The sequence below is a fragment of the Bradyrhizobium sp. LeoB3 genome (assembly GCF_055456055.1).
In genome coordinates this window covers 1-21,759 of the sequence record NZ_JBVBEF010000087.1, presented here as the reverse complement: position 1 = coordinate 21,759, position 21,759 = coordinate 1, and the positions used below count along the sequence as shown (strand labels likewise).

At 62.2% G+C, this 21,759-nt stretch carries 22 protein-coding genes; 12 read left to right on the top strand and 10 right to left on the bottom strand.

Annotated elements, in window-relative coordinates:
• Positions 1 to 293 precede the first annotated feature (293 nt).
• The 3 genes from ACZXDY_RS35490 to ACZXDY_RS35480 are packed head-to-tail and all read left to right on the top strand — an operon-like array spanning position 294 to position 2,599.
• On the top strand, positions 294 to 1,523 hold the full coding sequence (locus ACZXDY_RS35490) for a tyrosinase family protein (protein WP_464348723.1): 1,230 nt from the start codon (positions 294 to 296) through the stop codon (positions 1,521 to 1,523).
• Positions 1,524 to 1,547: 24 nt separating this feature from the next.
• Complete coding sequence (locus ACZXDY_RS35485) at positions 1,548 to 1,790, top strand: hypothetical protein (RefSeq protein WP_464348722.1); 243 nt, start codon at positions 1,548 to 1,550, stop codon at positions 1,788 to 1,790.
• Positions 1,790 to 2,599, top strand: coding sequence for an ImmA/IrrE family metallo-endopeptidase (locus tag ACZXDY_RS35480; RefSeq protein ID WP_464348721.1), 810 nt, complete (start codon positions 1,790 to 1,792; stop codon positions 2,597 to 2,599). Before ACZXDY_RS35485 ends, ACZXDY_RS35480 begins: the two co-directional genes overlap by 1 nt.
• A gap of 46 nt (positions 2,600 to 2,645) precedes the next feature.
• Here the strand turns inward: ACZXDY_RS35480 and ACZXDY_RS35475 are convergent, their stop codons facing one another.
• The gene (locus tag ACZXDY_RS35475; protein WP_464348720.1) at positions 2,646 to 3,620 is read right to left on the bottom strand and encodes a hypothetical protein; all 975 of its coding nucleotides are present in this window, start codon (positions 3,618 to 3,620) and stop codon (positions 2,646 to 2,648) included.
• A 394-nt stretch (positions 3,621 to 4,014) separates the two neighbouring features.
• Here ACZXDY_RS35475 and ACZXDY_RS35470 point away from each other — a divergent pair, with 394 nt between their 5' ends.
• On the top strand, positions 4,015 to 4,263 hold the full coding sequence (locus tag ACZXDY_RS35470) for a hypothetical protein (protein ID WP_464348719.1): 249 nt from the start codon (positions 4,015 to 4,017) through the stop codon (positions 4,261 to 4,263).
• A gap of 42 nt (positions 4,264 to 4,305) precedes the next feature.
• Here ACZXDY_RS35470 and ACZXDY_RS35465 read toward each other — a convergent pair whose 3' ends face one another.
• Entirely contained in the window at positions 4,306 to 4,707 is a 402-nt protein-coding gene (locus ACZXDY_RS35465) for a site-specific integrase (RefSeq protein WP_464348718.1), read from the bottom strand.
• A gap of 512 nt (positions 4,708 to 5,219) precedes the next feature.
• Here ACZXDY_RS35465 and ACZXDY_RS35460 point away from each other — a divergent pair.
• Positions 5,220 to 7,166, top strand: a complete 1,947-nt coding sequence (locus tag ACZXDY_RS35460; protein WP_464348717.1) for a hypothetical protein — start codon at positions 5,220 to 5,222, stop codon at positions 7,164 to 7,166.
• A gap of 478 nt (positions 7,167 to 7,644) precedes the next feature.
• Here the strand turns inward: ACZXDY_RS35460 and ACZXDY_RS35455 are convergent, their stop codons facing one another.
• From ACZXDY_RS35455 to ACZXDY_RS35435, 5 genes are all read right to left on the bottom strand, one after another.
• Positions 7,645 to 8,427: a succinate dehydrogenase iron-sulfur subunit gene (locus ACZXDY_RS35455; protein WP_028165154.1), complete on the bottom strand. Its 783-nt coding sequence runs from the start codon at positions 8,425 to 8,427 to the stop codon at positions 7,645 to 7,647.
• A 39-nt stretch (positions 8,428 to 8,466) separates the two neighbouring features.
• The gene (gene sdhA / locus ACZXDY_RS35450) at positions 8,467 to 10,308 is read right to left on the bottom strand and encodes a succinate dehydrogenase flavoprotein subunit (RefSeq protein ID WP_028165153.1); all 1,842 of its coding nucleotides are present in this window, start codon (positions 10,306 to 10,308) and stop codon (positions 8,467 to 8,469) included.
• A gap of 3 nt (positions 10,309 to 10,311) precedes the next feature.
• Positions 10,312 to 10,686: a succinate dehydrogenase, hydrophobic membrane anchor protein gene (sdhD, locus tag ACZXDY_RS35445; protein ID WP_130229006.1), complete on the bottom strand. Its 375-nt coding sequence runs from the start codon at positions 10,684 to 10,686 to the stop codon at positions 10,312 to 10,314.
• Between the two features lie 17 nt (positions 10,687 to 10,703).
• The gene (gene sdhC / locus ACZXDY_RS35440; protein WP_028165151.1) at positions 10,704 to 11,102 is read right to left on the bottom strand and encodes a succinate dehydrogenase, cytochrome b556 subunit; all 399 of its coding nucleotides are present in this window, start codon (positions 11,100 to 11,102) and stop codon (positions 10,704 to 10,706) included.
• A gap of 209 nt (positions 11,103 to 11,311) precedes the next feature.
• Positions 11,312 to 12,235: a LysR family transcriptional regulator gene (locus tag ACZXDY_RS35435; RefSeq protein ID WP_464348716.1), complete on the bottom strand. Its 924-nt coding sequence runs from the start codon at positions 12,233 to 12,235 to the stop codon at positions 11,312 to 11,314.
• Positions 12,236 to 12,324: 89 nt separating this feature from the next.
• Between ACZXDY_RS35435 and ACZXDY_RS35430 the strand changes: the two genes are divergently transcribed.
• Together ACZXDY_RS35430 and ACZXDY_RS35425 are read left to right on the top strand one after the other, a co-directional pair.
• Positions 12,325 to 12,579: a hypothetical protein gene (locus ACZXDY_RS35430; RefSeq protein ID WP_464348730.1), complete on the top strand. Its 255-nt coding sequence runs from the start codon at positions 12,325 to 12,327 to the stop codon at positions 12,577 to 12,579.
• A gap of 17 nt (positions 12,580 to 12,596) precedes the next feature.
• Entirely contained in the window at positions 12,597 to 13,457 is an 861-nt protein-coding gene (locus ACZXDY_RS35425; protein WP_464348729.1) for a sulfite exporter TauE/SafE family protein, read from the top strand.
• Between the two features lie 30 nt (positions 13,458 to 13,487).
• On the opposite strand, the gene ACZXDY_RS35420 is transcribed toward ACZXDY_RS35425, so the two are convergent.
• Positions 13,488 to 13,820, bottom strand: a complete 333-nt coding sequence (locus ACZXDY_RS35420) for a DUF3658 domain-containing protein (RefSeq protein ID WP_464348715.1) — start codon at positions 13,818 to 13,820, stop codon at positions 13,488 to 13,490.
• Positions 13,821 to 14,015: 195 nt separating this feature from the next.
• Positions 14,016 to 15,545 (bottom strand): malonate--CoA ligase, encoded by a 1,530-nt coding sequence (locus tag ACZXDY_RS35415; RefSeq protein WP_464348714.1) that lies wholly within the window; start codon positions 15,543 to 15,545, stop codon positions 14,016 to 14,018.
• An 89-nt stretch (positions 15,546 to 15,634) separates the two neighbouring features.
• On the opposite strand from ACZXDY_RS35415, the gene ACZXDY_RS35410 reads away from it, so the two are divergent.
• From ACZXDY_RS35410 to ACZXDY_RS35395, 4 genes are all read left to right on the top strand, one after another.
• Positions 15,635 to 16,396, top strand: coding sequence for an SDR family oxidoreductase (locus ACZXDY_RS35410; RefSeq protein WP_464348713.1), 762 nt, complete (start codon positions 15,635 to 15,637; stop codon positions 16,394 to 16,396).
• Positions 16,397 to 16,706: 310 nt separating this feature from the next.
• Positions 16,707 to 17,261, top strand: coding sequence for a fasciclin domain-containing protein (locus tag ACZXDY_RS35405; protein ID WP_464348712.1), 555 nt, complete (start codon positions 16,707 to 16,709; stop codon positions 17,259 to 17,261).
• 183 nt (positions 17,262 to 17,444) lie between these two features.
• A complete protein-coding gene (locus ACZXDY_RS35400) occupies positions 17,445 to 18,074 on the top strand; it encodes a cytochrome b/b6 domain-containing protein (protein ID WP_464348711.1) in 630 nt (209 codons plus the stop codon).
• Positions 18,075 to 18,089: 15 nt separating this feature from the next.
• A complete protein-coding gene (locus ACZXDY_RS35395; protein WP_464348710.1) occupies positions 18,090 to 18,875 on the top strand; it encodes a molybdopterin-binding protein in 786 nt (261 codons plus the stop codon).
• Between the two features lie 238 nt (positions 18,876 to 19,113).
• On the opposite strand, the gene ACZXDY_RS35390 is transcribed toward ACZXDY_RS35395, so the two are convergent.
• Positions 19,114 to 20,304 carry a YbfB/YjiJ family MFS transporter gene (locus ACZXDY_RS35390; protein ID WP_464348709.1) on the bottom strand — a complete coding sequence of 397 codons (1,191 nt, stop codon included), beginning with the start codon at positions 20,302 to 20,304 and terminating at the stop codon, positions 19,114 to 19,116.
• Positions 20,305 to 20,443: 139 nt separating this feature from the next.
• Here ACZXDY_RS35390 and leuB point away from each other — a divergent pair, with 139 nt between their 5' ends.
• Positions 20,444 to 21,556, top strand: a complete 1,113-nt coding sequence (leuB, locus tag ACZXDY_RS35385) for a 3-isopropylmalate dehydrogenase (RefSeq protein ID WP_464348708.1) — start codon at positions 20,444 to 20,446, stop codon at positions 21,554 to 21,556.
• Positions 21,557 to 21,759 lie beyond the last annotated feature (203 nt).

The window sequence follows — 21,759 nt, the reverse complement described above, 5'->3', positions numbered from 1 at the left end:
CGCAAGCGCACTCAATTTTAAGAGCGAACTGAAGAATGTAATTCTCACCGCGTTTCGATCTTTCGCGTTTTTACACAGCCAGGGTCAAAAGCGTCGATCTAACCATCTCTCATACGCGTCCGGTCTTCCTCTGGGACCGGACATGGTCGCCGCCGGCCGAACTGTCTCAAACGGGCCATGAGCTGACCTGCTCCGACTGAACGTCTTGCTATCTGCAAGACAGGGTTGTAATTTTAGCTTGTTGCTCGCAGAGAATGCCGCTTAGGCCGTCCAGACTTGGGGAGGGCATAATCATGGACGTCGAACTGCAAATTAATAATAGCAATACTCCAGAGGCACGGTTTGTTACATGGTCTCCATCTCAGTGCCGGATTCGTGTGACCAATCCCTCCGGCAGCAATACACCAACCGTCAGCGTAAAGATCGCCGATGTATCGTCGGCAAACGGCGGCGCGGTGAGATTCCGCAGCGGCACAACCGGAGCGTTTGCAAGCACTCTCACTCTGACCGTACCGACCAACGGCGCGACGGTTCCATTCTTCACGGCCGGGAAATTCGGCCAGCCGAGCAGCAATAACGGCGACGTCAAGATCGAGGCGCGAGTGGGAAACACGCTGGTCGGGTCTGCCGAGCTGATGGTGCGCATCCGCAAAAACGCCAACAAACTCACGAACAGCGAGCGCGATCGGTTTGTCGCGGCGTACGCCAAGCTCAACAATCAGGGGCTCGGGCGGTACTCGGATTTCAACAATATGCACAAAGATCCCAACCTCTTACAGGCGCACTTCGCGCCCGGCTTCTTGCCCTGGCATCGCGCCTATCTGCTCGACTTAGAGCGCGAGCTTCAGGCGATCGATCCGAGCGTGGCGCTGCCCTACTGGCGCTTCGACCAACCTGCTCCGAATATTTTCACACGCGACTTCCTCGGCGAGTCCGACGCGAATGGAACTGTGAAATTCCGCAATGGCAACCCGCTGGAATTCTGGAAAACGGACAGCACCCTGGGAATCAGTCGCACGCCGGACTTTCCCACCTCGCAGGCTCCGCCGAATCCCATGAACGAGGCGCAAACGCTGGCGCTGGGCTCTCTGTTCAAGACGTTCCGGGGCATGGAAGCTGACCCGCACGGGCTCGCGCATACCAGCTTTGGCGGATTCATCCACGATCCGCCGACGGCGGCGAAAGATCCGCTGTTTTTCCTGCTTCACTGCAACGTCGATCGGCTGTGGGCAAAATGGCAACGTCAGAACGGCCGCTCCGACCCGGGAGTCGCGTCGTCGTTCGATGAAAAACCGACCAGTCGGCCGGGCCACAGACTGAACGACACCATGTGGCCTTGGAACGGCATCACCAATACCACCGACCCTACCCGTCCACCGACGGCGCCGGGCGGACCGTTGGCCACATCGCCCTGCGTCGGCGCGCCGGGCCTGCAGCCGCGTGTTCGAGACTGCATTGACTACCACGGGGTCATCAATGCCGCGTCCAACATGGGATTCGACTATGATGATGTCCCGATCTAACGCGCTTTTGCGCGAGGAGATGAGATGATGGCAACGAAACGGAAAGTTGCAAAAAAGGTCTCAACCCGAAACCGAGCAGTTGGCGCCTCGGCGCCCGTGCGGGTGGCGAAAAACACCGACGATGTTCGGCGGAACCGGACAGCGGCGAGCAAATTGACCATGGCGGCCCGCAACGAGTCGGGATCGCTGGACGACGATGCCGAAGGGATACTGGCCGACTTCATCGAATTGGGTGCAATTCCGGGGGAGGACGAAGAGGGACCCTAATGAGTTACTCGGCGCCCGAGCGTTTGTTGCGATCGTTGGGAATCGAAAAGCCCGAAGATATCGACCTCGAGGCCGTTGCCTGGAGCGTCGGCGCGAAAGTCAAATATCGTCCGCTGAAGTCCTGCGAAGCCCGGATTTGCGGGTGTGGCGACAAGGCTATCATCTCCGTCGACAGCACGAAGATGCCGCAACGGCGAAGGTTCTCCGTGGCACATGAGATCGGGCATTGGACCTACCATCGCGGTCAGCTTCTCGTCTGCCGCTCGAGCGATATCGGGAATTTCGGCGGATTCCGGAAGGGAGCGACTGATCCCGAGTTTGTCGCGGATCAATTCGCTTCGGAGCTGCTTCTTCCCGCATACATCCTTTTGCCGATCTTGGGTCAGTACAAGACGCTGAACCTGAAGACGGTCGGCGAGATCGCGAGCGCGTTCAAGGCGAGCCGAACCGCGACCGCCATTCGCCTTGTTCAGAGCAACAGATTTCATGCCATGTTGGTGTGCCATGGTCAGAAGGGTCGCCGATGGTTTCTGCGACCTCCGTGCGTTCCCGATCACTGGTTTCCGCGTGACGAACTGGATCGGGAAAGTTACGCGTTCGAGACGCTTTACGGCTCGAAGGTCGAGCAAACCCATCCGAGGAAGATCGGCGCCGATGCTTGGTTCGATCGCCGTGGTGCGGAGCGTTATGAGATGCTCGAGCACACGTTCCCTTTGCCCAATGACGAGATTCTCACCCTGCTCACCTTCACCGATGCGGAGATGATGGAGGAGAAGGACAACTCTTGGGCTTACAGGCGGAAGCACTAGAGCGGCTGCCAGCCTCCTGATCCCGGCTGATCGAAAGCGCGGCGCTTCAGGTCTCGCGCTTTCGCTCCTCGCGCCAGGCGCGATCGCGCTCGTTGGCTTCGTTGTCCCGGCGCCGTTTGCGTCCCGAACGCGGCGCCTGTCGTACGACCCCCGGGCCGGCGGAAACCGCGGTACGCACCTTCACGTTCTTCAGTTCGCGCATTTTGCTCGTCGCAGTGACGCCCTCCGCGCGAGCTGCTTGGAGCAGATTGTAGATATCCTCCCCGCTGATGGTCGTGCCAGGGTCGGCCATGATGATGGTATCGAGCTTGATTGGCGCGGTCTCGGCTTCCTGATCGGTGGCCCCGGATCGGCCTTGCGTAACGAGCGCCTCGAGCATCGACTCGTGAAGCACCTCGCTCATGCCGGCGCCGCCGGCCAGCCTCCGGTGGACCTTGCCGGGGTGGGTGCGCATGAACTCCAGGAAGCCCGCGTCCGCTTCGGACAGCGGCAGGTGATAGTCGTTGTAGCGGACGAACGGCTTGCCATCGACGTACATCTGGAAATGCCAATGAGGCACTTTCGAGTGCTCGCCCCCGCCCTCGTGTCCGGCAAGATCCGTCGCCCCACAGGAGAACGACCACTCCAGATTCCTGTATTTGACGGTAAGCTCGAGCAGCTTGCCCGTGCCTTCGTCGGCTAGATCGTTGATGTTTTGGGCGAAGGCTTCCTCGTTGGCGACCCAGCGCGCGTAGTTCTCGAGGACGCTCCAGCTCGTTTGCGTGGCCAGGAGTTCGATATGTTCTTTGCGGACGCCCTCGGGTTTGAGGAGCCAGTGCCGGCACGGCTGGTCGGCGTCGAAGCTCGCCAAGGTGCCGCCGCAGAAGCTGCATGAGCCGGCTTTGAACGCCTCGCTGAATGCCTTGTGCTGCTCCAAGGCTTCCTTGCGGTTCAGTTCGTTGATACGGTCTATTTCTTCCCTCGGAAGACTTGCCATGAACTGTGCGAAGGTCTGCGCGCTGGGTCGGGAGGGCTTTGTCATCGGCTGCACTGGTCGGATTCGTGATGGAGGCCCGGGTCTCATAGCACGGCACGCCCTGCGATCGAATACGGCGAAGCGCGGAGTTGGGGCCTCGCGCTCGCCCGCGACATCGCCGACTTCCACGCTTCGAGGATTCCCTGGCGCGACGTCGACCGCCGCATCTGCGTCCACTCGCCGCCGGGCTGCGGCAAGTCGCTGTTTCCGAGGGTCCTCGCGCAGGGCTGCGGCGGCATCCGGATCAGACCACCCAGGCTCTATGAGGATCGGCCGGATCGCAATCGGCTTGCGGTGAGGTTCGACAAGCATGTGGCGGCGAACTAGGCTAACCTTCCGGTGCGGTTCAAAACCACAGTGGCGGCCCGGCTATGCCTCCATTTGCGGGATGGAGACGAAAGTGACTATGCGAGAATTGGCGATCAGAGCGATGGCGATGAGGAACGACGCGAAGTCCCCTTCCGACGTGAGACTGTTCGTCTACAAGGGCGTCGATGCGCTGACGATCCAAGATAGGATGCCTATGAAGGGACACGATGTTCCGCCGGATGGCTGGGAAATGCGCAGACCGGCGAAGTCATCACCTATGGACCCGATGGCTATTCGTATCGCCACGGTTGAGCTTGTGTCGGTAGGAGTGGTTATCTGACGTTAGATCTTGAGAGGCGCGACTGCGTGGGCGCCTCGAGTCCTACGACGGCACGACCGCTTCGGTCCGCTCCTTATGGTCTCGGCGCCGCCTGTCCCGACGCTTGCCCGCGACGATCTGATACCGTGGATACTTCAGGATTTCCGAACGCATTACGTCGGGTGGCACCTCGCCGTAGTTCTCGCCATCGGTGCGGGGCGCATGGCCCTGGATCGCGTCGAGGATCAGCCAGATCATATCGGCACGGCGACCCTCAGTCTTGAATCTGTGCCTCCATCCGTGATTCGGCGCGACCGTCGGATCCTTGATCCCCAATACGCGCACCCAGGCCGCGAGCTTATTGCCGACCGACGCGAAGGTCGGATTCTTGCGGCTTGGGTTGCGCTGCCGCTTCAACGAATAGAACAGCGGCGTCTGCCCCTTCTTCTGATGCGCGAACTCCACGAATTTCATTCGATCAGATGAGGGTGCAGCGGCACGGTCCGCCTCTTCGCTGTCTTCACGATGCCCGCCTCGGGCGTGATGCCGATGCAGGGGAATTCCTTCGACGTCTACGACCTCGCACGCGCGAAGCTGGGTGATCTCGTTCCCTCGGGAGCAAACCACTCTGCACCGGTCGTGATTTGGACCGCGGAAACCAACGTCGGGTCTCGGACGTCTTGCCAGAGGTCAGATCCCTTGAACAGGTTACGCCTCATCGACATGGCGCTCGATCGCCGGCGTCGCCGTGAGTTGTCTTGCGACACGCGGCGCGCCGGATGCTTGGCGAGTTCAGTGCGCTTCGTTGTTGGACGCGCGCGTTCGAAGTCTTCCGTTCTCGACAGGAGCCACCGGCAAAATATCGAGTCGACGCCCCCCATGATAACTGCTATGTTTTTTGCCTAAACCATTGCTACTGAAAGAGCTTTCGACCGCCGCGTCGCATCCGGCGACTAGCGATCACGGGACGGCATTGTATGAACATTCAAACAAAGGCGGCCGGAGAGGGGCCGCTTGTCGTTACTCAGTTCTATTACTCGCAGACGTTTCCGTATCTGATGATGAAGCATCACGGGGAGATTCGTCGGCACCTTGTCGACATTCCTCGCGAGCTTCGGCAGCGTGAGTTGGCACCCCAACTTCTCGCGCTGGGTGAGGCCGCAGGCGATCCGGCGTGGCTGATCTATCGCGCGTATCTCGATAAGATCGAAGCGGAGATCGCAAAGCTCGTTCGCCGTCACTCTCCAGGATTTTGGTTTCATCTCCACCGGCGCTTGCGCCCCATGCTCGCGGAGGCGCACGGACTCAAGAACGACGACACGACCGTGATGTTGGTACGCCGGATCGCGGAGCTCGCCTACGCGAAGCATGGCGCGCTGGACAGAACCGACGATCTCGGTCCCGTCCGCCGCACTAGGTTGCAGACCCTCCTCGACGGCGCTTGGTATGAAGCCATGGCTGAAGTGTATGGGGGAAAGTTGAAGGCGAAGAAGGCATACCAGGCTCTGCGCGAAACGGAGCAGATCGTGATGACGGACTTCCGCCGATCCGATTTGATTGACGTCTTCGCCATCGAGGGGCTTTGCTACGAATACTGGTGGGCGTCTGCGGCGATGCGATCTATCGGGAAAGGATCGATAGTCAAATGGGACGCTACGCTCGGTTCGCACCGCTATAAGGACAGCGGCGTCAATCCGCTCTCGTTCGAGCTGTACGACGAGAGGAACGCTGAAAACTTTGGCTTTCGCACTCGGCTTGGTACGTGGCTCGACGAAGAAAATGCCGGCGAAGGCGAAGCCGAGCGCGGCGACACGATCAAGTTCGCGCAGATGAAACCGAACCCTAAGACCGAGGAATATCCAGCCTGGAACAGCGCCACCGGTCGAATCGCTCGCGGGTACGGTGCCACTAACTTCGAGATCGGCACGTTCTCGTTGGTTCAATTCCGAAAGGAAAACGCGTTTATGGTTGAGCCGTTCAAGTTGAAGTACGGGATCGATTTCGATGCGGTGCTGTTGGCCGTATGGGCTGCGGCGTTCTTCGGTACGTATGTCGGCATCACGATGCATAATTCGACGTGGGCGCAACGGCGCGACAGGACGATGAACAACTTCACGAACGTGATGTTTCGCGGTTACACGATGGTCAACTTCGACCCAGACGAGTTCGCGAATGAAGCGGTTTGGTTCGCGAAGCAATTGGGGCACGAAAAGGCATTTGCCGTCGAGGAGGTGCGCAAAGCCGTCGAATTCATATCATTGAGCGAAGCGGCTCAGCAGAACATCGGTCTTTGGAGCGGCGGCAAGCGCCCGATTCTTATTCCATCCATGGGCAAGCTCATGATCGATCTGGCGGCGATCATTCCGGCACTACAGACGGTCTTCGTCGGCCTCCGCAAGGCGGCCGGTGGCGGCGAGAGCTTTGAGAACTCGGTACGCAACGCGATCCGGGCTCGCGGGCTCGATCTCTGCCTCGAAGGCGATCTCAAATGGAAGAGCGGGAATCCGCGCGAAGCCGATGCCGCCGTCCGGATAGGCGATCGGCTCGTTTTGATCGAATGCTTCTCCTACGAAATGCCGCTCGACTTCGAAGTGGGGAAATCGAGCGTCTTCGACAAGAGAAAGAAGTTCATACTCGAGAAGGTCGACCAGGCGCGGTCGCTTGCGGAGCGAGTCGCGAAAGAACCCAAGGGCACGAATTTCGACGTGTCTTGGGCCAAATCGATCGAATGGCGAGTTGTGTCACCATTCGTAGAATTCGCGTGGCAGATCGACGAACCGCTATACGACGAAGCGGGGATGCCGCGTGTGCTTCAAGTTCATGAGCTACTGGACCACCTGACGGACGGACGGGTGCCGACCGAAGCCTTGGTCCCCTTGATCAAGGAACTGCGGAAGGTCGAATTCCAAGGCATCTGGTACTAAGGATCGATCTCCGTCAGCCTTTGACACCCCCCATCAACAAGGCCTGCTCAGGTACTAGACCAGCGAGAGAAAAAATTCGTGGAATTGGCCGCCTTTGGGGGCGCCAACAGAAAATAAACCTCGCCGAGCGGCAACGCAGTAGAAAGAGCCACGCGCCTACCGCCCGCCCCACTCTTAAACCGTCATCGTCCCGGCCTAAGTGTGTCAGCATAATAATACGGCCGACTCTCAAATCTCCGCCGTCATCACGTATTTGATCTCGACATACTCTTCCATGGCGTGATGCGAGCCTTCGCGGCTCAGTCCTCATCGCCAGCGGATGGCGTTGGGACGGTGCTGACCCGACGATGCCCGACCCGAGTGCTTCCGCGATCGCCCGTCTCACCTTGAAAGAACATTATTGTTTAGGAAGAACTGTTTTGTTTAAGAAGAACTATATTGTCTCCCGACAGTCCTCCCTATAACGTTCGCCGGCGGCTTACATCTGCCGCTCGACCAGCTTCAGCTTGAGCTCGGCGATCGCTTCGGAGGGGTTGAGGCCTTTGGGGCAGGCCTTGGCGCAGTTCATGATGGTGTGGCAGCGATAGAGCCGGAACGGGTCCTCGAGATTGTCGAGCCGTTCGCCGGTGGCCTCATCGCGGCTGTCCGTGACCCAGCGCGTGGCCTGCAGCAGCGCGGCGGGACCGAGGAAGCGCTCGCTGTTCCACCAGTAGCTCGGGCACGAGGTCGAGCAGCAGGCGCAGAGGATGCACTCGTAGAGGCCGTCGAGCTTCTCGCGGTCCTCGTGGCTCTGCTTCCATTCCTTCTGCGGCGTCGGCGTTGTGGTTTTCAGCCACGGCTCGATCGAGGCGTATTGCGCGTAGAAATTGGTGAGGTCGGGGACAAGGTCCTTCACCACCGGCTGGTGCGGCAGCGGGTTGACCTTCACCGCGCCGTCTTTGACGTCGTGCATCGACTTGGTGCAGGCGAGCGTGTTCTGGCCGTCGATGTTCATGGCGCAGGAGCCGCACACGCCCTCGCGGCAGGAGCGGCGGAAGGTCAGCGTCGGATCGATGTGGTTCTTGATCCAGATCAGGCCGTCCAAGACCATCGGTCCGCAATCGTTGGTGTCGACATAATAAGTGTCGACGCTCGGATTCTTGCCGTCGTCCGGATTCCAGCGATAGATCTTGAACTCGCGCGTCTCGGTGGCGCCGGCCGGCTTCGGCCAGGTCTTGCCGCCTGAGATCTTCGAGTTCTTCGGAAGCGCGAATTCAACCATGCTTGCAAGCCTTCGCTGTCGTCATCACTACGCGCGCGATCAGTACACACGCGCCTTGGGCGGGATATACTGCACGTCGTTGGTCATCGTGTAATCGTGCACCGGGCGGAACTCGATCGTGGTGTTGCCCTTCTGATCGAGCCAGGCCAGCGTGTGCTTCATCCAGTTCTTGTCGTCACGATCCGGGAAGTCCTCGCGCGCATGCGCGCCGCGGCTCTCGGTGCGATTGGCCGCCGAATCCATGGTGACGACGGCCTGCACGATCAGATTGTCGAATTCCAGAGTCTCGATCAGGTCGGAATTCCACACCAGCGAGCGGTCGGAGACGGCGATGTCGCCAATGCCGCCATGCACCTTGTGGATCAGGTTCTTGCCTTCCTGCAGCACTTCGCCGGTACGGAACACTGCGCAATTGGTCTGCATCACATGCTGCATGCTGTCGCGCAGCTTCGCCGTCGGCGTGCCGCCCGAGGCGTAGCGGAAATGATCGAGCCGGCCGAGCGCCATCTCGGCGGAATCCTTCGGCAGCTCCGGCTGCTTGGCGTTCGCGGTGAGTTTCTCGGCGCAGCGCAGCGCCGCGGCGCGGCCGAACACCACAAGGTCGATCAGTGAGTTGGAGCCAAGCCGGTTGGCGCCGTGCACGGAGACGCACGCGGCCTCGCCGATCGCCATCAGGCCGGGCACCACCGCATTGTCATCGCCGTCCCGCTTGGTCAGCACTTCGGCGTGGAAGTTGGTGGGGATGCCGCCCATGTTGTAGTGCACGGTCGGCACGATCGGGATCGGCTCGCGGGTGACGTCGACATTGGCGAAGATCCGCGCCGATTCGGAGATGCCGGGCAGCCGCTCGGCCAGCACCTTCGGATCGAGATGATCGAGATGCAGGTAGATGTGGTCCTTCTTCTTGCCGACGCCGCGGCCTTCGCGGATTTCGATGGTCATTGCGCGCGAGACCACGTCGCGCGAGGCGAGGTCCTTGGCCGATGGCGCATAGCGCTCCATGAAGCGCTCGCCCTCGGAATTGACGAGATAGCCGCCTTCGCCGCGGGCGCCCTCGGTGACGAGGCAGCCGGCGCCGTAGATCCCGGTCGGGTGGAATTGCACGAACTCCATGTCCTGCAGCGGCAGGCCGGCGCGCAGCACCATGCCGCCGCCGTCGCCGGTGCAGGTATGCGCCGAGGTGCAGGAGGCATAGGCGCGGCCATAGCCGCCGGTGGCCAGGATCGTGGTCTGGGCGCGGAAGCGGTGCAGCGTGCCGTCGTCGAGCTTGATCGCGATCACGCCGCGGCAGACGCCCTGGTCGTCCATGATCAGGTCGATGGCGAAGAACTCGATGAAGAACTCGGCGGCGTGCCGCAGCGACTGGCCGTACATCGTGTGCAGCATCGCGTGGCCGGTGCGGTCGGCGGCAGCGCAGGTGCGCTGCGCCTGGCCCTTGCCGTAGTCGATGGTCATGCCGCCGAACGGACGCTGGTAGATCTTGCCGTCCTCGGTGCGCGAGAACGGCACGCCCCAATGCTCGAGCTCGTAGACCGCCTCCGGCGCGTTGCGCACCATGTATTCGATCGCGTCCTGGTCGCCGAGCCAGTCCGACCCCTTGACGGTGTCGTACATGTGCCAGCGCCAGTCGTCCTGATGCATGTTGCCGAGCGAGGCCGAGATGCCGCCCTGCGCCGCGACCGTGTGCGAGCGGGTCGGAAACACCTTGGTGATGCAGGCGGTGCGTAGGCCCGCTTCCGAGCAGCCGACCACCGCGCGCAGGCCGGCGCCGCCGGCGCCGACCACGACGACGTCGTAGGTGTGGTCTTCGATCGGATAGGCTTTGCCGTTCGTGGCCGGGCCACTGCCATTGGTGGCCTTGCCGTTACCTTCAGCGGCCATGGTTCATACTCCCGAGGATAATTTAAGGAGCGCGTAGATCGAGGCCAAGGCCACCGCAGCGCAGAAGAAATTGTTAGCCATGATGCTGGCGAGCTTCAGCTTCTCGTTATGCACATAGTCCTCGATCACGACCTGCATGCCGATCTTCATGTGCCAGGTGCTGGCGACGATGAAGAGCAAGAGGATGATCGCGATCGGCAGCGAGCCGAGGATCTGTGTCGCGCCCGCATGGTTGCGGCCGACCAGCGTCAGGATCACGAACAGCACCGGCACGATCAGCAGCGTCATCGCGACAGCGGTGAGGCGCTGGCGCCAGAAATCGGTGGTGCCGGAATGCGAGGCGCCGAGATTGCGGACGCGGCCGAGCGGCGTGCGCATCGAGGAACGAGAGTCGCTCATCGTCCGCCTCCGATCGCGTAAGCGATGATCCAGATCAGCACCGTGAGCACGATGCCGCCGATCAGCGCGGCCCAGGTCAGGGCTTCCCGTTCATTGGCCTTGAAGCCGTAGCCCAAGTCCCACACGAAATGCCTGATGCCGCTGAGCAGATGGTGCATCAGCGCCCATGTGTAGCCGAACACGATCAGCTTGCCGATGAAGCTGCCGGTGAACGCCTGCAGATTGGCGTAGGCGCTGGGGCCGGAGGCCGCCGCGATCAGCCACCAGGCGAGCAGCAGCGTGCCGGCATAAAGCGCTATTCCCGTGGCGCGATGGACGATGGAAAGCGCCATCGTCAGAGTCCAGCGATAGGTTTGTATATGGGGCGAGAGCGGTCGTTCGATCCTGGCGGTCATCAGCGACTTTGAGTTTGGTGGGACCGCGGCCGGCCCATCGGGGAGCGCGGTAGATAAATTCTATTTACGGAGTCGAACCTTACAGCGCAACGGCCAAATGCCTGCAAAACGAACGGGTATTCATTGCTACACCATTGATGAAGCAAGCCGATCAGGGGCTTGGTATACCAGGGCGGTCGATCCAGTCCAAGAAACGAATTCTGATTCCGTTATAAGGCTGCGACTGTATGCGCGCCGAACGGGTCGGCGGCCCGCCGTCGCTCAACCAGATAATCGACAAATGCCCTTGTCTTTGGCGACGCAAGCCGCGATGGCTGAAACACGAGGTGCAACGGCGTGGGCGGCGGCTCGTAGTCGGCGAGGATGCGCCGCAAGGCGCCAGCCCTGATATCGGCGTCGACCTGCCACGACGGCACGCGAACAATGCCCGCGCCTTCCTTCGCCGCCGCGGCAAGCGCATCGAGGCTATTCATCCAGAGCCGACCGGATATGCGGATTTTGCGGTCTGCCTTCGTGCTCTCCGCGAAGCGCCACTCGGCGCTGCCGGGTGCATCGGAGAACACGAGACAGTCATGACTAGCGAGGTCGCGCGGCGTCTGCGGCACGCCGCGGCGCGCGAGGTAGGCGGATGAGGCGCACACGATCATCCTGAGGTCGGCGAATTTGCGCGCGACCAGTTGCGAATCCCGCAGCCGGCCGACGCGGATCGCCAGATGGATGTCTTCCTCGACCATGTCGACCGCGCGATCGACCAGCAGCAGATCGACTGACAGCAGTGGATAGCGGCGCAGGAATTCGGCGAGCAGCGGCGCGATCACGAGCCGCCCCATCAGGCTGGGGCAACTTACGCGAATCCGTCCCGAGGGCTCGTGACGGTTGCGCGACAACGCGGCTTCGATTTCCTTGACCTCGCCGAGGATCGATTTCGCGCGCTCATAGAGGATTCGGCCATCATCGGTCAGCGCGAGCTGCCGTGTGGTTCGAAGCAGCAGGCGGGTGCCGAAATGCTGCTCCAGCGCGGAGATCTGGCGGCTGACCGAGGTCAGCGAACTCGGGAGCGAGCGCGCTGCCGCCGAGAGGCTGCCCGTCTCCACCGCGCGCACAAAGGTCGCCATGGCCGAAAGCTGGTCCATCCGATCCTTCCGAAATTCGCAAAGGTAACCACCAAAGAGGCTAGATACTCCCGCCTTCGACAAGGGTCTAGGCTTCGGGAAGCCGTCATATGGAGGAATTTGAGATGGGATGGAGTACCGGCTTCGTATCGCATCCCAGGATGATGCGTCTGCTTCACAACCGATCGGCCGATGGCCTGATCGGTCCGGTTGTTTTCGCGGTTACGGGGCTGTTGCTGGATGGGGCCGCGATGCTGGCTCAGGCGGGCGATCGATACCCCTCGGTATTCGGGGTGGGCCTGATCCTCGCGGCGCCAGCCGTGGCAGCTCTGGCGGCCTTGCGCGTGCAAGGCCGCAGAGACTAAACGCTGACGCGAGGGACATCATGGCTGGCCTCGATCTTACCGAACTCATTGAACTCGCATTGTTGCTGATCGCGGTTGGCGCCCTGTCCGGCTTTCTCGCTGGCCTGTTCGGCATCGGCGGCGGCGCGATCCTGGTGCCGGTGTTCTACGAATGCTTCCGCCTGGCCGGGGTGCCAGTGGAGGTGCGGATGCCGCTCTGCATCGGCACCTCGCTTGCCGTCATCATCCCGACCTCGATCAGTTCGTTTCGCGCCCATTACCGGCGTGGCGCTGTCGACATGGAGGTGCTGAAGCGCTGGTGGATTCCGATCATGCTCGGTGTCCTCGCCGGCAGCGTCACCGCGCGGTTTGCGCCGGAGCGGCTGTTCAAGATCGTGTTCGTGATGGTGGCCTGGTCGGCCGCGGCGCGGCTGCTATTGGCGCGCGAGGGCTGGAAGCTCGGCGACGAACTGCCGAAGGGCTTCCTGATGCGCGTCTACGGCTTCTTCGTCGGTCTGCTCTCGACCCTGATGGGCATCGGCGGCGGCCTGTTCGCCAATCTCCTGATGACCTTCTACGGCCGCCCGATCCATCAGGCGGTCGCGACCTCTTCGGCACTCGCGGTGCTGATCTCGATCCCCGGCGCACTCGGCTATGTCTATGCCGGCTGGCCGGCCGCGGCGCGCTTTCCCGACATCCTCGCGCTGCAGGCGCCGTTCGCGCTCGGCTATGTCTCGCTGATCGGCGCCATCCTGGTGATGCCGACCACGCTGGTCACCGCCCCGCTCGGCGTGAAGGTCGCGCATGCGCTGTCAAAGCGGGCGCTGGAGATGGCGTTTGGCGCCTACCTCTTCATCGTTGGCGGCCGGTTCGTGATCAGCCTCGTGAGCGGGCAGTAGTTGCCGAACTGCGCTTTCAGCGGCGGACGGTCAGTTCGACGGCTTTTTCCTTACCTCACTATGCCGCCACATGCGGAGATCGCCTTGGCTCTCAATGCAGTCGGCTTCGGCCAATGCGCCGAGCCGCGCAGCGAGAACCTCATCGCTGACCACCAGTCCCAGTTCCCTACACCGATCGAGCGCCCAGCCAATGATCGCCGCCGTCTTGCGCCACTGAGAATGCAGCACCGAAAAGATGATCGCATCGATATCGGCTTCGGAAATCGAAGAGGGAAGCGAAACCTCTTCCCAGCGAAGTGTGCTGAGGATGTGCGGAGGCTCTTTATCCGGCGGTCTCAGATCCGGGAATTTCTTGTAGAGCACGAACAGTAGCTCGTAGTACACGGCATCGCGGCTGCCCCAAGACCGCTGGCGAACATCCTTCGTGCTTCCTCACCGAGGGTGGAGATCGCTCCCTCTGCTCGCTCGAGCGACTCAACAACGTCAAGCAGATATTCGTGGATCTCTTCTGCTTGCTCTCGGTTCATAAGCTCTGTCCCCCGGAGCAGCTGTGCGCCCCTACTTCTTCGAATAAATATCCTTATACGTATCCCGCAAAATATTCTTCTGCACCTTGCCCATGGTGTTGCGCGGCAATTCGTCGACGATAAACACCCGCTTCGGCATCTTGAATTTCGCCAATCGGCCATCGAGCCCATTGAGCACCGCGGCTTCATCGATCGTGGCCCCGGGCTGGCGCACCACGACGGCGGTGACGCCTTCGCCGAAATCGGCATGCGGCACGCCGATGACGGCGGACTCGACCACGCCGGGCATGCCGTCGATCTCGGTCTCGATCTCCTTGGGATAGACGTTGAACCCGCCCGAAATCACAAGGTCCTTGCCGCGGCCGAGGATGTGCACATAGCCCTTGGCGTCGATCTTGCCGAGGTCGCCGGTGATGAAGAAGCCGTCGTCGCGAAATTCGGCCTTGGTCTTCTCCGGCATCCGCCAGTAGCCTTTGAACACGTTCGGGCCCTTGACCTCGATCACGCCGATCTCTTCGCGCGCAAGCTCCTTGCCCGTCTCGGGGTCGGTGACGCGCGCGGAGACGCCGGGCAGCGGAAAGCCCACCGCGCCGGGGACGCGCTCGCCGTCATAGGGGTTGGAGGTGTTCATATTGGTCTCGGTCATGCCGTAGCGCTCGAGCACGGCGTGTCCGGTGCGGGCCGACCATTCGCGGTGGGTGTCGGCGAGCAGCGGCGCCGAGCCCGAAACGAACAGCCGCATATGCTTGGTCGTGTCCTTGTTCAGCGCGGGGTTCTGCAGGAGGCGCGTATAGAAGGTCGGCACGCCCATCAGCACGGTGGCGCGCGCCATCAGCTTGATGATCAGGTCCGGATCGAACTTCGGCAGGAAGATCATCGCGGCGCGCGCGAACAGCGTGACGTTGCTGGCCACGAACAGGCCGTGGGTATGATAGATCGGCAGCGCGTGGATCAGCACGTCGTCCTTGGTGAAGCGCCAGTAGTCGACCAGCGACAGCGAGTTCGAGGCCAGATTGTCGTGGCTCAGCATCGCGCCCTTGGAGCGGCCGGTGGTGCCTGACGTGTAGAGGATCGCGGCGAGATCATCATTGCCGCGCGCCACCGTCTTGAACTCCGGGCTCGCTTTGTCGGCCGCCTCCGTCAGCGAGCCCTTGCCGTCAGCACCGAGCGTCTCGACCTTGGCGCCGACTTTCGCCGCGATCGCAGCAATCCCTTCGGCCTTGGAGGGGTCGCATACCACCAGCGACGGCTCGGCGTCGGTGATGAAGTAGTCGAGCTCGTTCAGCGTATAGGCGGTGTTGAGCGGCAGATAGATCGCGCCGGCGCGTACGGTCGCGAGATAAAGCACGAGGCCCTGCACCGATTTTTCAGTTTGCGCCGCGACACGGTCGCCGACCTTGACCCCGCGCGAAACCAGCACGTTCGCCATCTGACCGGTGCGCGCGATCAGGTCCGCATAGCTGATCCGACTGCCGTCGAGTTGCTCGATCGCGAGCCGGCTCGGATCGTCGAGACCGTCGAACAGGCGGGAAAACAGGTTGGCGTTGGCGGCGGTGTTCATGCAACATCCCCTGAAGGGCGGAAAGGCCGGGAAAATCCGGCGGCTGGCTTAGCAAAAACGCCCTTTGGAAAGCAACGGAGACAGTTTGCATGACAAATAATGGGAAACGCGTGGCCTGGGTGACGGGCGGCGGCACCGGGATCGGCGAATCCGGGGCGGAATTCCTGGCGGCCGACGGCTGGACGGTGGTGGTCTCGGGCCGCCGCAAGGAGGAACTGGACCGGGTAGTCGCCAGCATCGCCAAAAAGGGCGGCAAGGCCGAGGCGATCCCACTCGACGTCAGCAACAAGGACGAGGTCAACAAAGCCGCAGAGCAGATCCTCAGCCGCCACGGCCGCATCGACCTCCTGGTCAACAGCGCCGGCATCAACGTGCCGAAGCGGAGCTGGGCCGACATGGAGCTTCAGGGCTGGGACAGACTGGTCGAGATCAATCTCAACGGCGTGCTCTACTGCATGCATGCGGTGCTGCCGGCGATGCGCAAGCAGCAGGACGGCTGCATCATCAACGTCGCCTCCTGGGCCGGACGCCATGTCTCGAAGATGCCGGGGCCGGCCTACACCACGACGAAGCATGCGGTGCTGGCGCTGACCCATTCCTTCAACATGGACGAATGCGCCAACGGCCTGCGCGCGTGCTGCCTGTCGCCCGGCGAGGTCGCAACCCCGATCCTGAAACTGCGTCCGGTGGTGCCCAGCGAAGCCGAACAGGCCAGGATGCTGCAGCCCGAGGACGTCGGCCGCACCATCGCCTTCGTCGCAAGCCTGCCGCCGCGGGTCTGCGTCAACGAAATCCTGATCAGCCCGACCCACAACCGCGGCTTCATCCAGACCCCTGCGAGCAGGGATTAGTCGCTGGTCCTTGTAGCCCGGATGGAGCGAAGCGTAATCCGGGATAGGTGCATCCGCCGACAGTGGCCCCGGATTGCGCTGCGCTCCATCCGGGCTACGAACCTCGGGCGCCAGTTTCGTAGGGTCGGCACCCCCCACGGCCACGCCCGCAGATAGTTTCAGCCATCACGATAAATTATCCCGCGAAACCACATCCAAAACCCTCCCGTAGCTGCGGCCAACGACGGCGCAATCGAACAGCCGCACCGTCGTTGCCTTTCATCCCGGCGGCAGCTCCGCCGGTCATTGTTAGCCAAACGGGAGATTGTCCATGTTGAAACGTACAGCACTTCTCGCCGCCGCAGCGTTCAGTGCGCTGGCGTTCACCGCAAGCGTGATGGCGCCGGTTCTCGCCGAGGAAAAGACCGTGATGGTCGGCGGCGCCGCGATGTTCCCGTCCAGGAACATCATCCAGAACGCGGTCAATTCGAGGGATCACACCACCCTCGTCGCCGCGGTGAAGGCAGCCGGCCTGGTGGGCACGTTGGAAGGCAAGGGCCCATTCACGGTATTTGCGCCGACCAACATGGCGTTCGGCAAACTGCCGGCCGGTACCGTGGAAACCCTGGTCAAGCCGGAGAACAAGGCGACGCTGACCAAGATCCTGACCTATCACGTCGTGCCCGGGAAGTATGAAGCCTCCAGCCTTGCCGACGGCAAGAAGCTCACGACGGTCGAGGGCGAGGAACTGACGGTGAAGAAGCAGGACGGCAAGGTCTGGATCGGCGACGCCAAGGGCAACTGGTCGACGGTAACGATCTCCAACGTCAACCAGTCCAACGGCGTGATCCATGTGGTCGACACCGTGTTGATGCCCGCCTCGTAACACCGCACGCGCCTGTTTCATCCCCCGACAGGCAGCGTAAGGACCAGCGAGCCGGGGGAAACCCGGCTCGCTTTTTTGTGACCGCGAAGCGACGTGCGTATCGCACTTGTACCAGGTGTCGCGGTAACAAGGCCCCGATCCGGGCGTATAGATCGGTAACGAACCCCGAGCAGGGAAACAGCCATGTCGAGCCTTGCAGTCAGCAACGAGCATGCCGCCGCCAGCAGGGCGAAGGTGATCCAGCCGGCCTGGGTCCGGATCGTGCACTGGATCAACGCGGTGGCGATGATCCTGATGATCATGTCGGGCTGGCAGATCTACAACGCCTCGCCGCTGTTCAACTTCACGTTCTCTCGCAACATCACGCTCGGCGGCTGGCTCGGCGGCGCGCTACTCTGGCACTTTGCCGCGATGTGGCTGTTGATGGTCAACGGCCTGGTCTATCTCGTCCTTGGCTTCCTCACCGGCCGCTTCCGCAAGAAGCTGCTGCCGATTACCCCTAGCGGCGTGATCTCGGACACCAAGGCGGCGCTGACCTTCAAGCTCTCGCATGACGATCTCGCCAAATACAATTACGTGCAGAAGCTGCTCTATGCCGGCATCATCATCGTCGGTGTGGTCATCGTGCTGTCGGGCCTGTCGATCTGGAAGCCGGTGCAGTTGCAGTGGCTGACCGCGCTGTTCGGCGGCTATGACATCGCGCGCTATGTCCATTTCATCTGCATGGCGCTGATTGTCGCCTTCCTCGTTGTCCATGTCGCGCTGGCGATCCTGGTGCCGAGGAGTCTGCGCGCCATGATCATCGGCCGCTGAGAAGGGAGAAAGACGATGGGTCGTATCCGCAAGCTCTTGATCCCCGGCGTCGACAAGAAGCTCCTGGTCAAGGACGCCGTGAAGCTGATGCCTGACCTGACACGCCGGCGTTTCATCACGGGTGGCGCCAGCCTCGGGGCGCTGACGCTGCTCACCGGCTGCGACGTCATCGACAGTTCCTCGGCGGAAACGATGCTGGCGCAGGTTTCGAAGTTCAACGACGCGGTGCAGGCCTGGATGTTCAACCCGAACGCGCTGGCGCCGACGTTTCCGGAAAGCGCCATCACCAAGCCGTTTCCGTTCAATGGCTATTACGATGTCGACGAAGCGCCCGACATCGACGGCAAGGACTGGAAGCTGGAGGTGCGTGGCCTGGTCGAGAACAAGAAGCCGTGGACGCTGGAGGAACTCTACAAGCTGCCGCAGGTCAAGCAGGTCACGCGCCATATCTGCGTCGAGGGCTGGAGCGCGATCGGCAGTTGGACCGGCACGCCGCTGCGCGATTTCTTGAAGCTCGTCGGCGCCGACACCCGCGCGAAATATGTCTGGTTCCAGTGCGCCGACAAGGACGGCTACAACTCGCCGCTGGACATGTCGACCGCGCTGCATCCGCAGACCCAGATGACCTTTAAATTCGCCGACGAGATCCTGCCGCGCGCCTACGGCTATCCGATGAAGATCCGGGTCCCGACCAAGCTCGGCTTCAAGAACCCGAAATACGTGATCTCGATGGAAGTCACCAACGACTACAAGGGCGGCTACTGGGAAGACCAGGGCTACAATTCGTTTAGCGGGAGTTGAACTCTCTCCCTTCGTCATTCCGGGCTCGTCCTTTGGACGCCCCGGAATGACAGGGGACGCATTGCGCAATCCTCTCCCCCGTCATGGCCGGGCTTGACCCGGCCATCCACGTCTCTCCCGTCCACCGGGGCAAAGGACGTGGATGCCCGGGACAAGCCCGGGCATGACGGCGTCGTAGGATTCGCGCGATTTTCCTTAATCCAATTGAAACTTGAATCAGAACTCTCCCACGTCGTCCCTACGCCTTCACGTCCAGCCTCCGCTGGAACGCCGAGAGGATCGCGCCGAGCGCCAGCATCGCTGCCGATATGTTCAGCGCGACCGACAGGCTGCCGACAGCATCGGTGATCGCGCCGACGACAATCGGCCCGATGGTCTGGCCGATCCCGAACGAGATCGTCAGCGCGGCGATCGCGGTCGGCCAGGACGATGGCGGATAGTTGAAGCGCACAAAGGCGGTGGTCGATCCCACCACTGCGAAGAAGGCGACGCCGAACACCAGGGCGGAGATCGTAAGCAACAGCGGCGAGTGTCCGAAAATCGGTAGGCCAGCGCCGATCGCGTTGACGCCGAGGATGATCGTGGTGGCAAGCCCGCCGCGGTTGAGCCCGAGCACGCCTCGCCACACCCACGGCGTCACGAAAGCGCTCAGCCCGATCAGGCTCCAGAACGCGCTTTGCGCCAGTGCGCCGCCGCCGGCGTCGCGCACATAGGCGATCATGAACGTCATGTAGGCGATATAGCCGGCACCGAACAGGAAATAGCCGCCGAGATAGATCGCAACCGACGCGATCGCGAACTTCGCCGAAGTCTCCTGCCTGGTCATGGCATCGGACGGGAAGGATGCGAGCCACAGCGGAATGGTCATGATGGCCGCGAGCAGTGTCATCGCCCACCACACGATCCACCACGAGCCCGGGCCGAACCATTGCAGCACGAACGGCGCCACCAGCCCCGACAGCAGGATGCCGCTGCCGGGTCCGGCATAGAACAGGCTGAGCAGGAAATTGGCGCGCTCGGGCCGCGTCTGCGCGATCATCGCCGCAAGCGCGCCGCCGCCGACGAAGCCGGCAGCAGCGCCGAGGCCGGCGAGCAGCCGCGCAAAGCTCAGCACCGCGTAGTTCGCGGTGATGGCGCAAAGCGCGAGCGACACCACGCAGGCCAGCGTTCCCCAGCGTACCGACGCCACCAGCCCGAAGCGGCGGATCAGCCGTGCGGCGAGCAGCGCGCCGATCAGATAGCCGGCGGCGTTGATGGTGTTCATGAAGCCCGCCGCCGAATAGGACCACGCAAGCTGCTCGCGCATATCAGGCAGCACCAGCGAATAGGCGAAACGGCCGATGCCGAGCCCCGCGGTCGGCGCCAGCGACAGGATCAGAATCAGCCGCGCGGGGTGCGCGGAAGATGGGGGAAGGTCGGGGGCTTTCACTGAGAACTCCGGCAGGGCCGCATTGTGGCAGGCCTGGCCGTGCTTGCACAGGCCAGCTCCGGGAATGGTGTCTTGCCAACCGCGCAACAGCGCTTTAGCACTCCGCGCGGATTTCCTTAGATCTCAAGGCGAACACCCCATGGCGACCCACAAGCTCCTGCTCCTGCCCGGCGACGGCATCGGCCCCGAAGTGATGGCGGAGGTGAAGCGCCTGATCGGCTGGCTCAAGGCGGAAGGAATCGCCACCTTCGAGACCGAAGAGGGGCTGGTCGGCGGCGCTGCCTATGATGCGCACAAGGTCTCGATCTCGGAAGGCGACATGGCCAAGGCGAAAGCTGCCGATGCCGTGATCTTCGGCGCGGTCGGCGGGCCGAAATGGGACAGCGTTCCCTATGAGGTGCGGCCTGAGGCCGGCCTGCTGCGGCTGCGCAAGGATCTCGGCCTGTTCGCCAATCTGCGGCCCGCCGTATGCTATCCGGCGCTCGCCGATGCCTCCAGCCTGAAGCGCGAGGCGGTCGAAGGGCTCGACATCATGATCGTGCGCGAGCTCACCGGCGGCGTCTATTTCGGCGAACCGAAGACCATCACCGATCTCGGCAACGGCCAGAAGCGCGCCATCGACACCCAGGTCTACGACACCTACGAGATCGAGCGCATCGCCCGCGTCGCCTTCGACCTTGCGAAGAAGCGCCGCAACAAGGTGACCTCGATGGAAAAGCGCAACGTCATGAAATCGGGCGTGCTCTGGAACGAGGTCGTCACCCAGGTGCACAAGCGCGAATACCCCGATGTGACGCTGGAGCATCAGCTCGCCGATTCCGGCGGCATGATGCTGGTCAAATGGCCGAAGCAGTTCGACGTCATCGTCACCGATAATCTGTTCGGCGACATGCTCTCCGACATCGCGGCGATGCTCACCGGCTCGCTCGGCATGCTGCCGTCGGCTTCGCTGGGCGAGACCGATGCCAAGAGCGGCAAGCGCAAGGCGCTGTACGAGCCGGTGCACGGCTCGGCGCCTGATATCGCCGGCCAAGGCCTCGCCAACCCGATCGCGATGCTCGCTTCCTTCGGGATGGCGCTGCGCTATTCCTTCGACATGGGTGCGCTCGCCGACAAGCTCGATGCCGCAATCGCCGCCGTGCTCGCAAGCGGCCTGCGTACCGCAGACATCAAGTCCGAAGGCACGAAATCAGCCTCGACCACGCAGATGGGCGAAGCAATTCTGAAGGAACTGCAGAAGCTGCACGCCTAGGCCGTAACACCGGTGTGTCGTCCCGGCCTTGAGCCGGCACCCATAACCACCGGTGGACGTGATCAAGCAAGACTGGGCCGCAGTTAAGGCCGCGACGCGCAGTTGTGGCTATGGGTCCCCGCCTTCGCGCTAGGGCATGCACGGATCTCTGAGGCTCCATCCGACTGCGACGGCATGGAAGTATTCAAGGCCGGTTTTGAAGG

Coding starts and splice junctions, on each gene's coding strand:
- ACZXDY_RS35455 (WP_028165154.1), bottom strand. CDS start 8,427: ATGGTTGAATTCGCGCTTCCGAAGAACTCGAAGATCTCAGGCGGCAAG.
- ACZXDY_RS35430 (WP_464348730.1), top strand. CDS start 12,325: ATGGAGGAATTTGAGATGGGATGGAGTACCGGCTTCGTATCGCATCCC.
- ACZXDY_RS35460 (WP_464348717.1), top strand. CDS start 5,220: ATGAACATTCAAACAAAGGCGGCCGGAGAGGGGCCGCTTGTCGTTACT.
- ACZXDY_RS35410 (WP_464348713.1), top strand. CDS start 15,635: ATGACAAATAATGGGAAACGCGTGGCCTGGGTGACGGGCGGCGGCACC.
- ACZXDY_RS35475 (WP_464348720.1), bottom strand. CDS start 3,620: ATGACAAAGCCCTCCCGACCCAGCGCGCAGACCTTCGCACAGTTCATG.
- ACZXDY_RS35405 (WP_464348712.1), top strand. CDS start 16,707: ATGTTGAAACGTACAGCACTTCTCGCCGCCGCAGCGTTCAGTGCGCTG.
- ACZXDY_RS35415 (WP_464348714.1), bottom strand. CDS start 15,545: ATGAACACCGCCGCCAACGCCAACCTGTTTTCCCGCCTGTTCGACGGT.
- ACZXDY_RS35490 (WP_464348723.1), top strand. CDS start 294: ATGGACGTCGAACTGCAAATTAATAATAGCAATACTCCAGAGGCACGG.
- sdhD (WP_130229006.1), bottom strand. CDS start 10,686: ATGCGCACGCCGCTCGGCCGCGTCCGCAATCTCGGCGCCTCGCATTCC.
- ACZXDY_RS35485 (WP_464348722.1), top strand. CDS start 1,548: ATGATGGCAACGAAACGGAAAGTTGCAAAAAAGGTCTCAACCCGAAAC.
- ACZXDY_RS35400 (WP_464348711.1), top strand. CDS start 17,445: ATGTCGAGCCTTGCAGTCAGCAACGAGCATGCCGCCGCCAGCAGGGCG.
- sdhA (WP_028165153.1), bottom strand. CDS start 10,308: ATGGCCGCTGAAGGTAACGGCAAGGCCACCAATGGCAGTGGCCCGGCC.
- ACZXDY_RS35395 (WP_464348710.1), top strand. CDS start 18,090: ATGGGTCGTATCCGCAAGCTCTTGATCCCCGGCGTCGACAAGAAGCTC.
- sdhC (WP_028165151.1), bottom strand. CDS start 11,102: ATGACCGCCAGGATCGAACGACCGCTCTCGCCCCATATACAAACCTAT.
- leuB (WP_464348708.1), top strand. CDS start 20,444: ATGGCGACCCACAAGCTCCTGCTCCTGCCCGGCGACGGCATCGGCCCC.
- ACZXDY_RS35480 (WP_464348721.1), top strand. CDS start 1,790: ATGAGTTACTCGGCGCCCGAGCGTTTGTTGCGATCGTTGGGAATCGAA.
- ACZXDY_RS35435 (WP_464348716.1), bottom strand. CDS start 12,235: ATGGACCAGCTTTCGGCCATGGCGACCTTTGTGCGCGCGGTGGAGACG.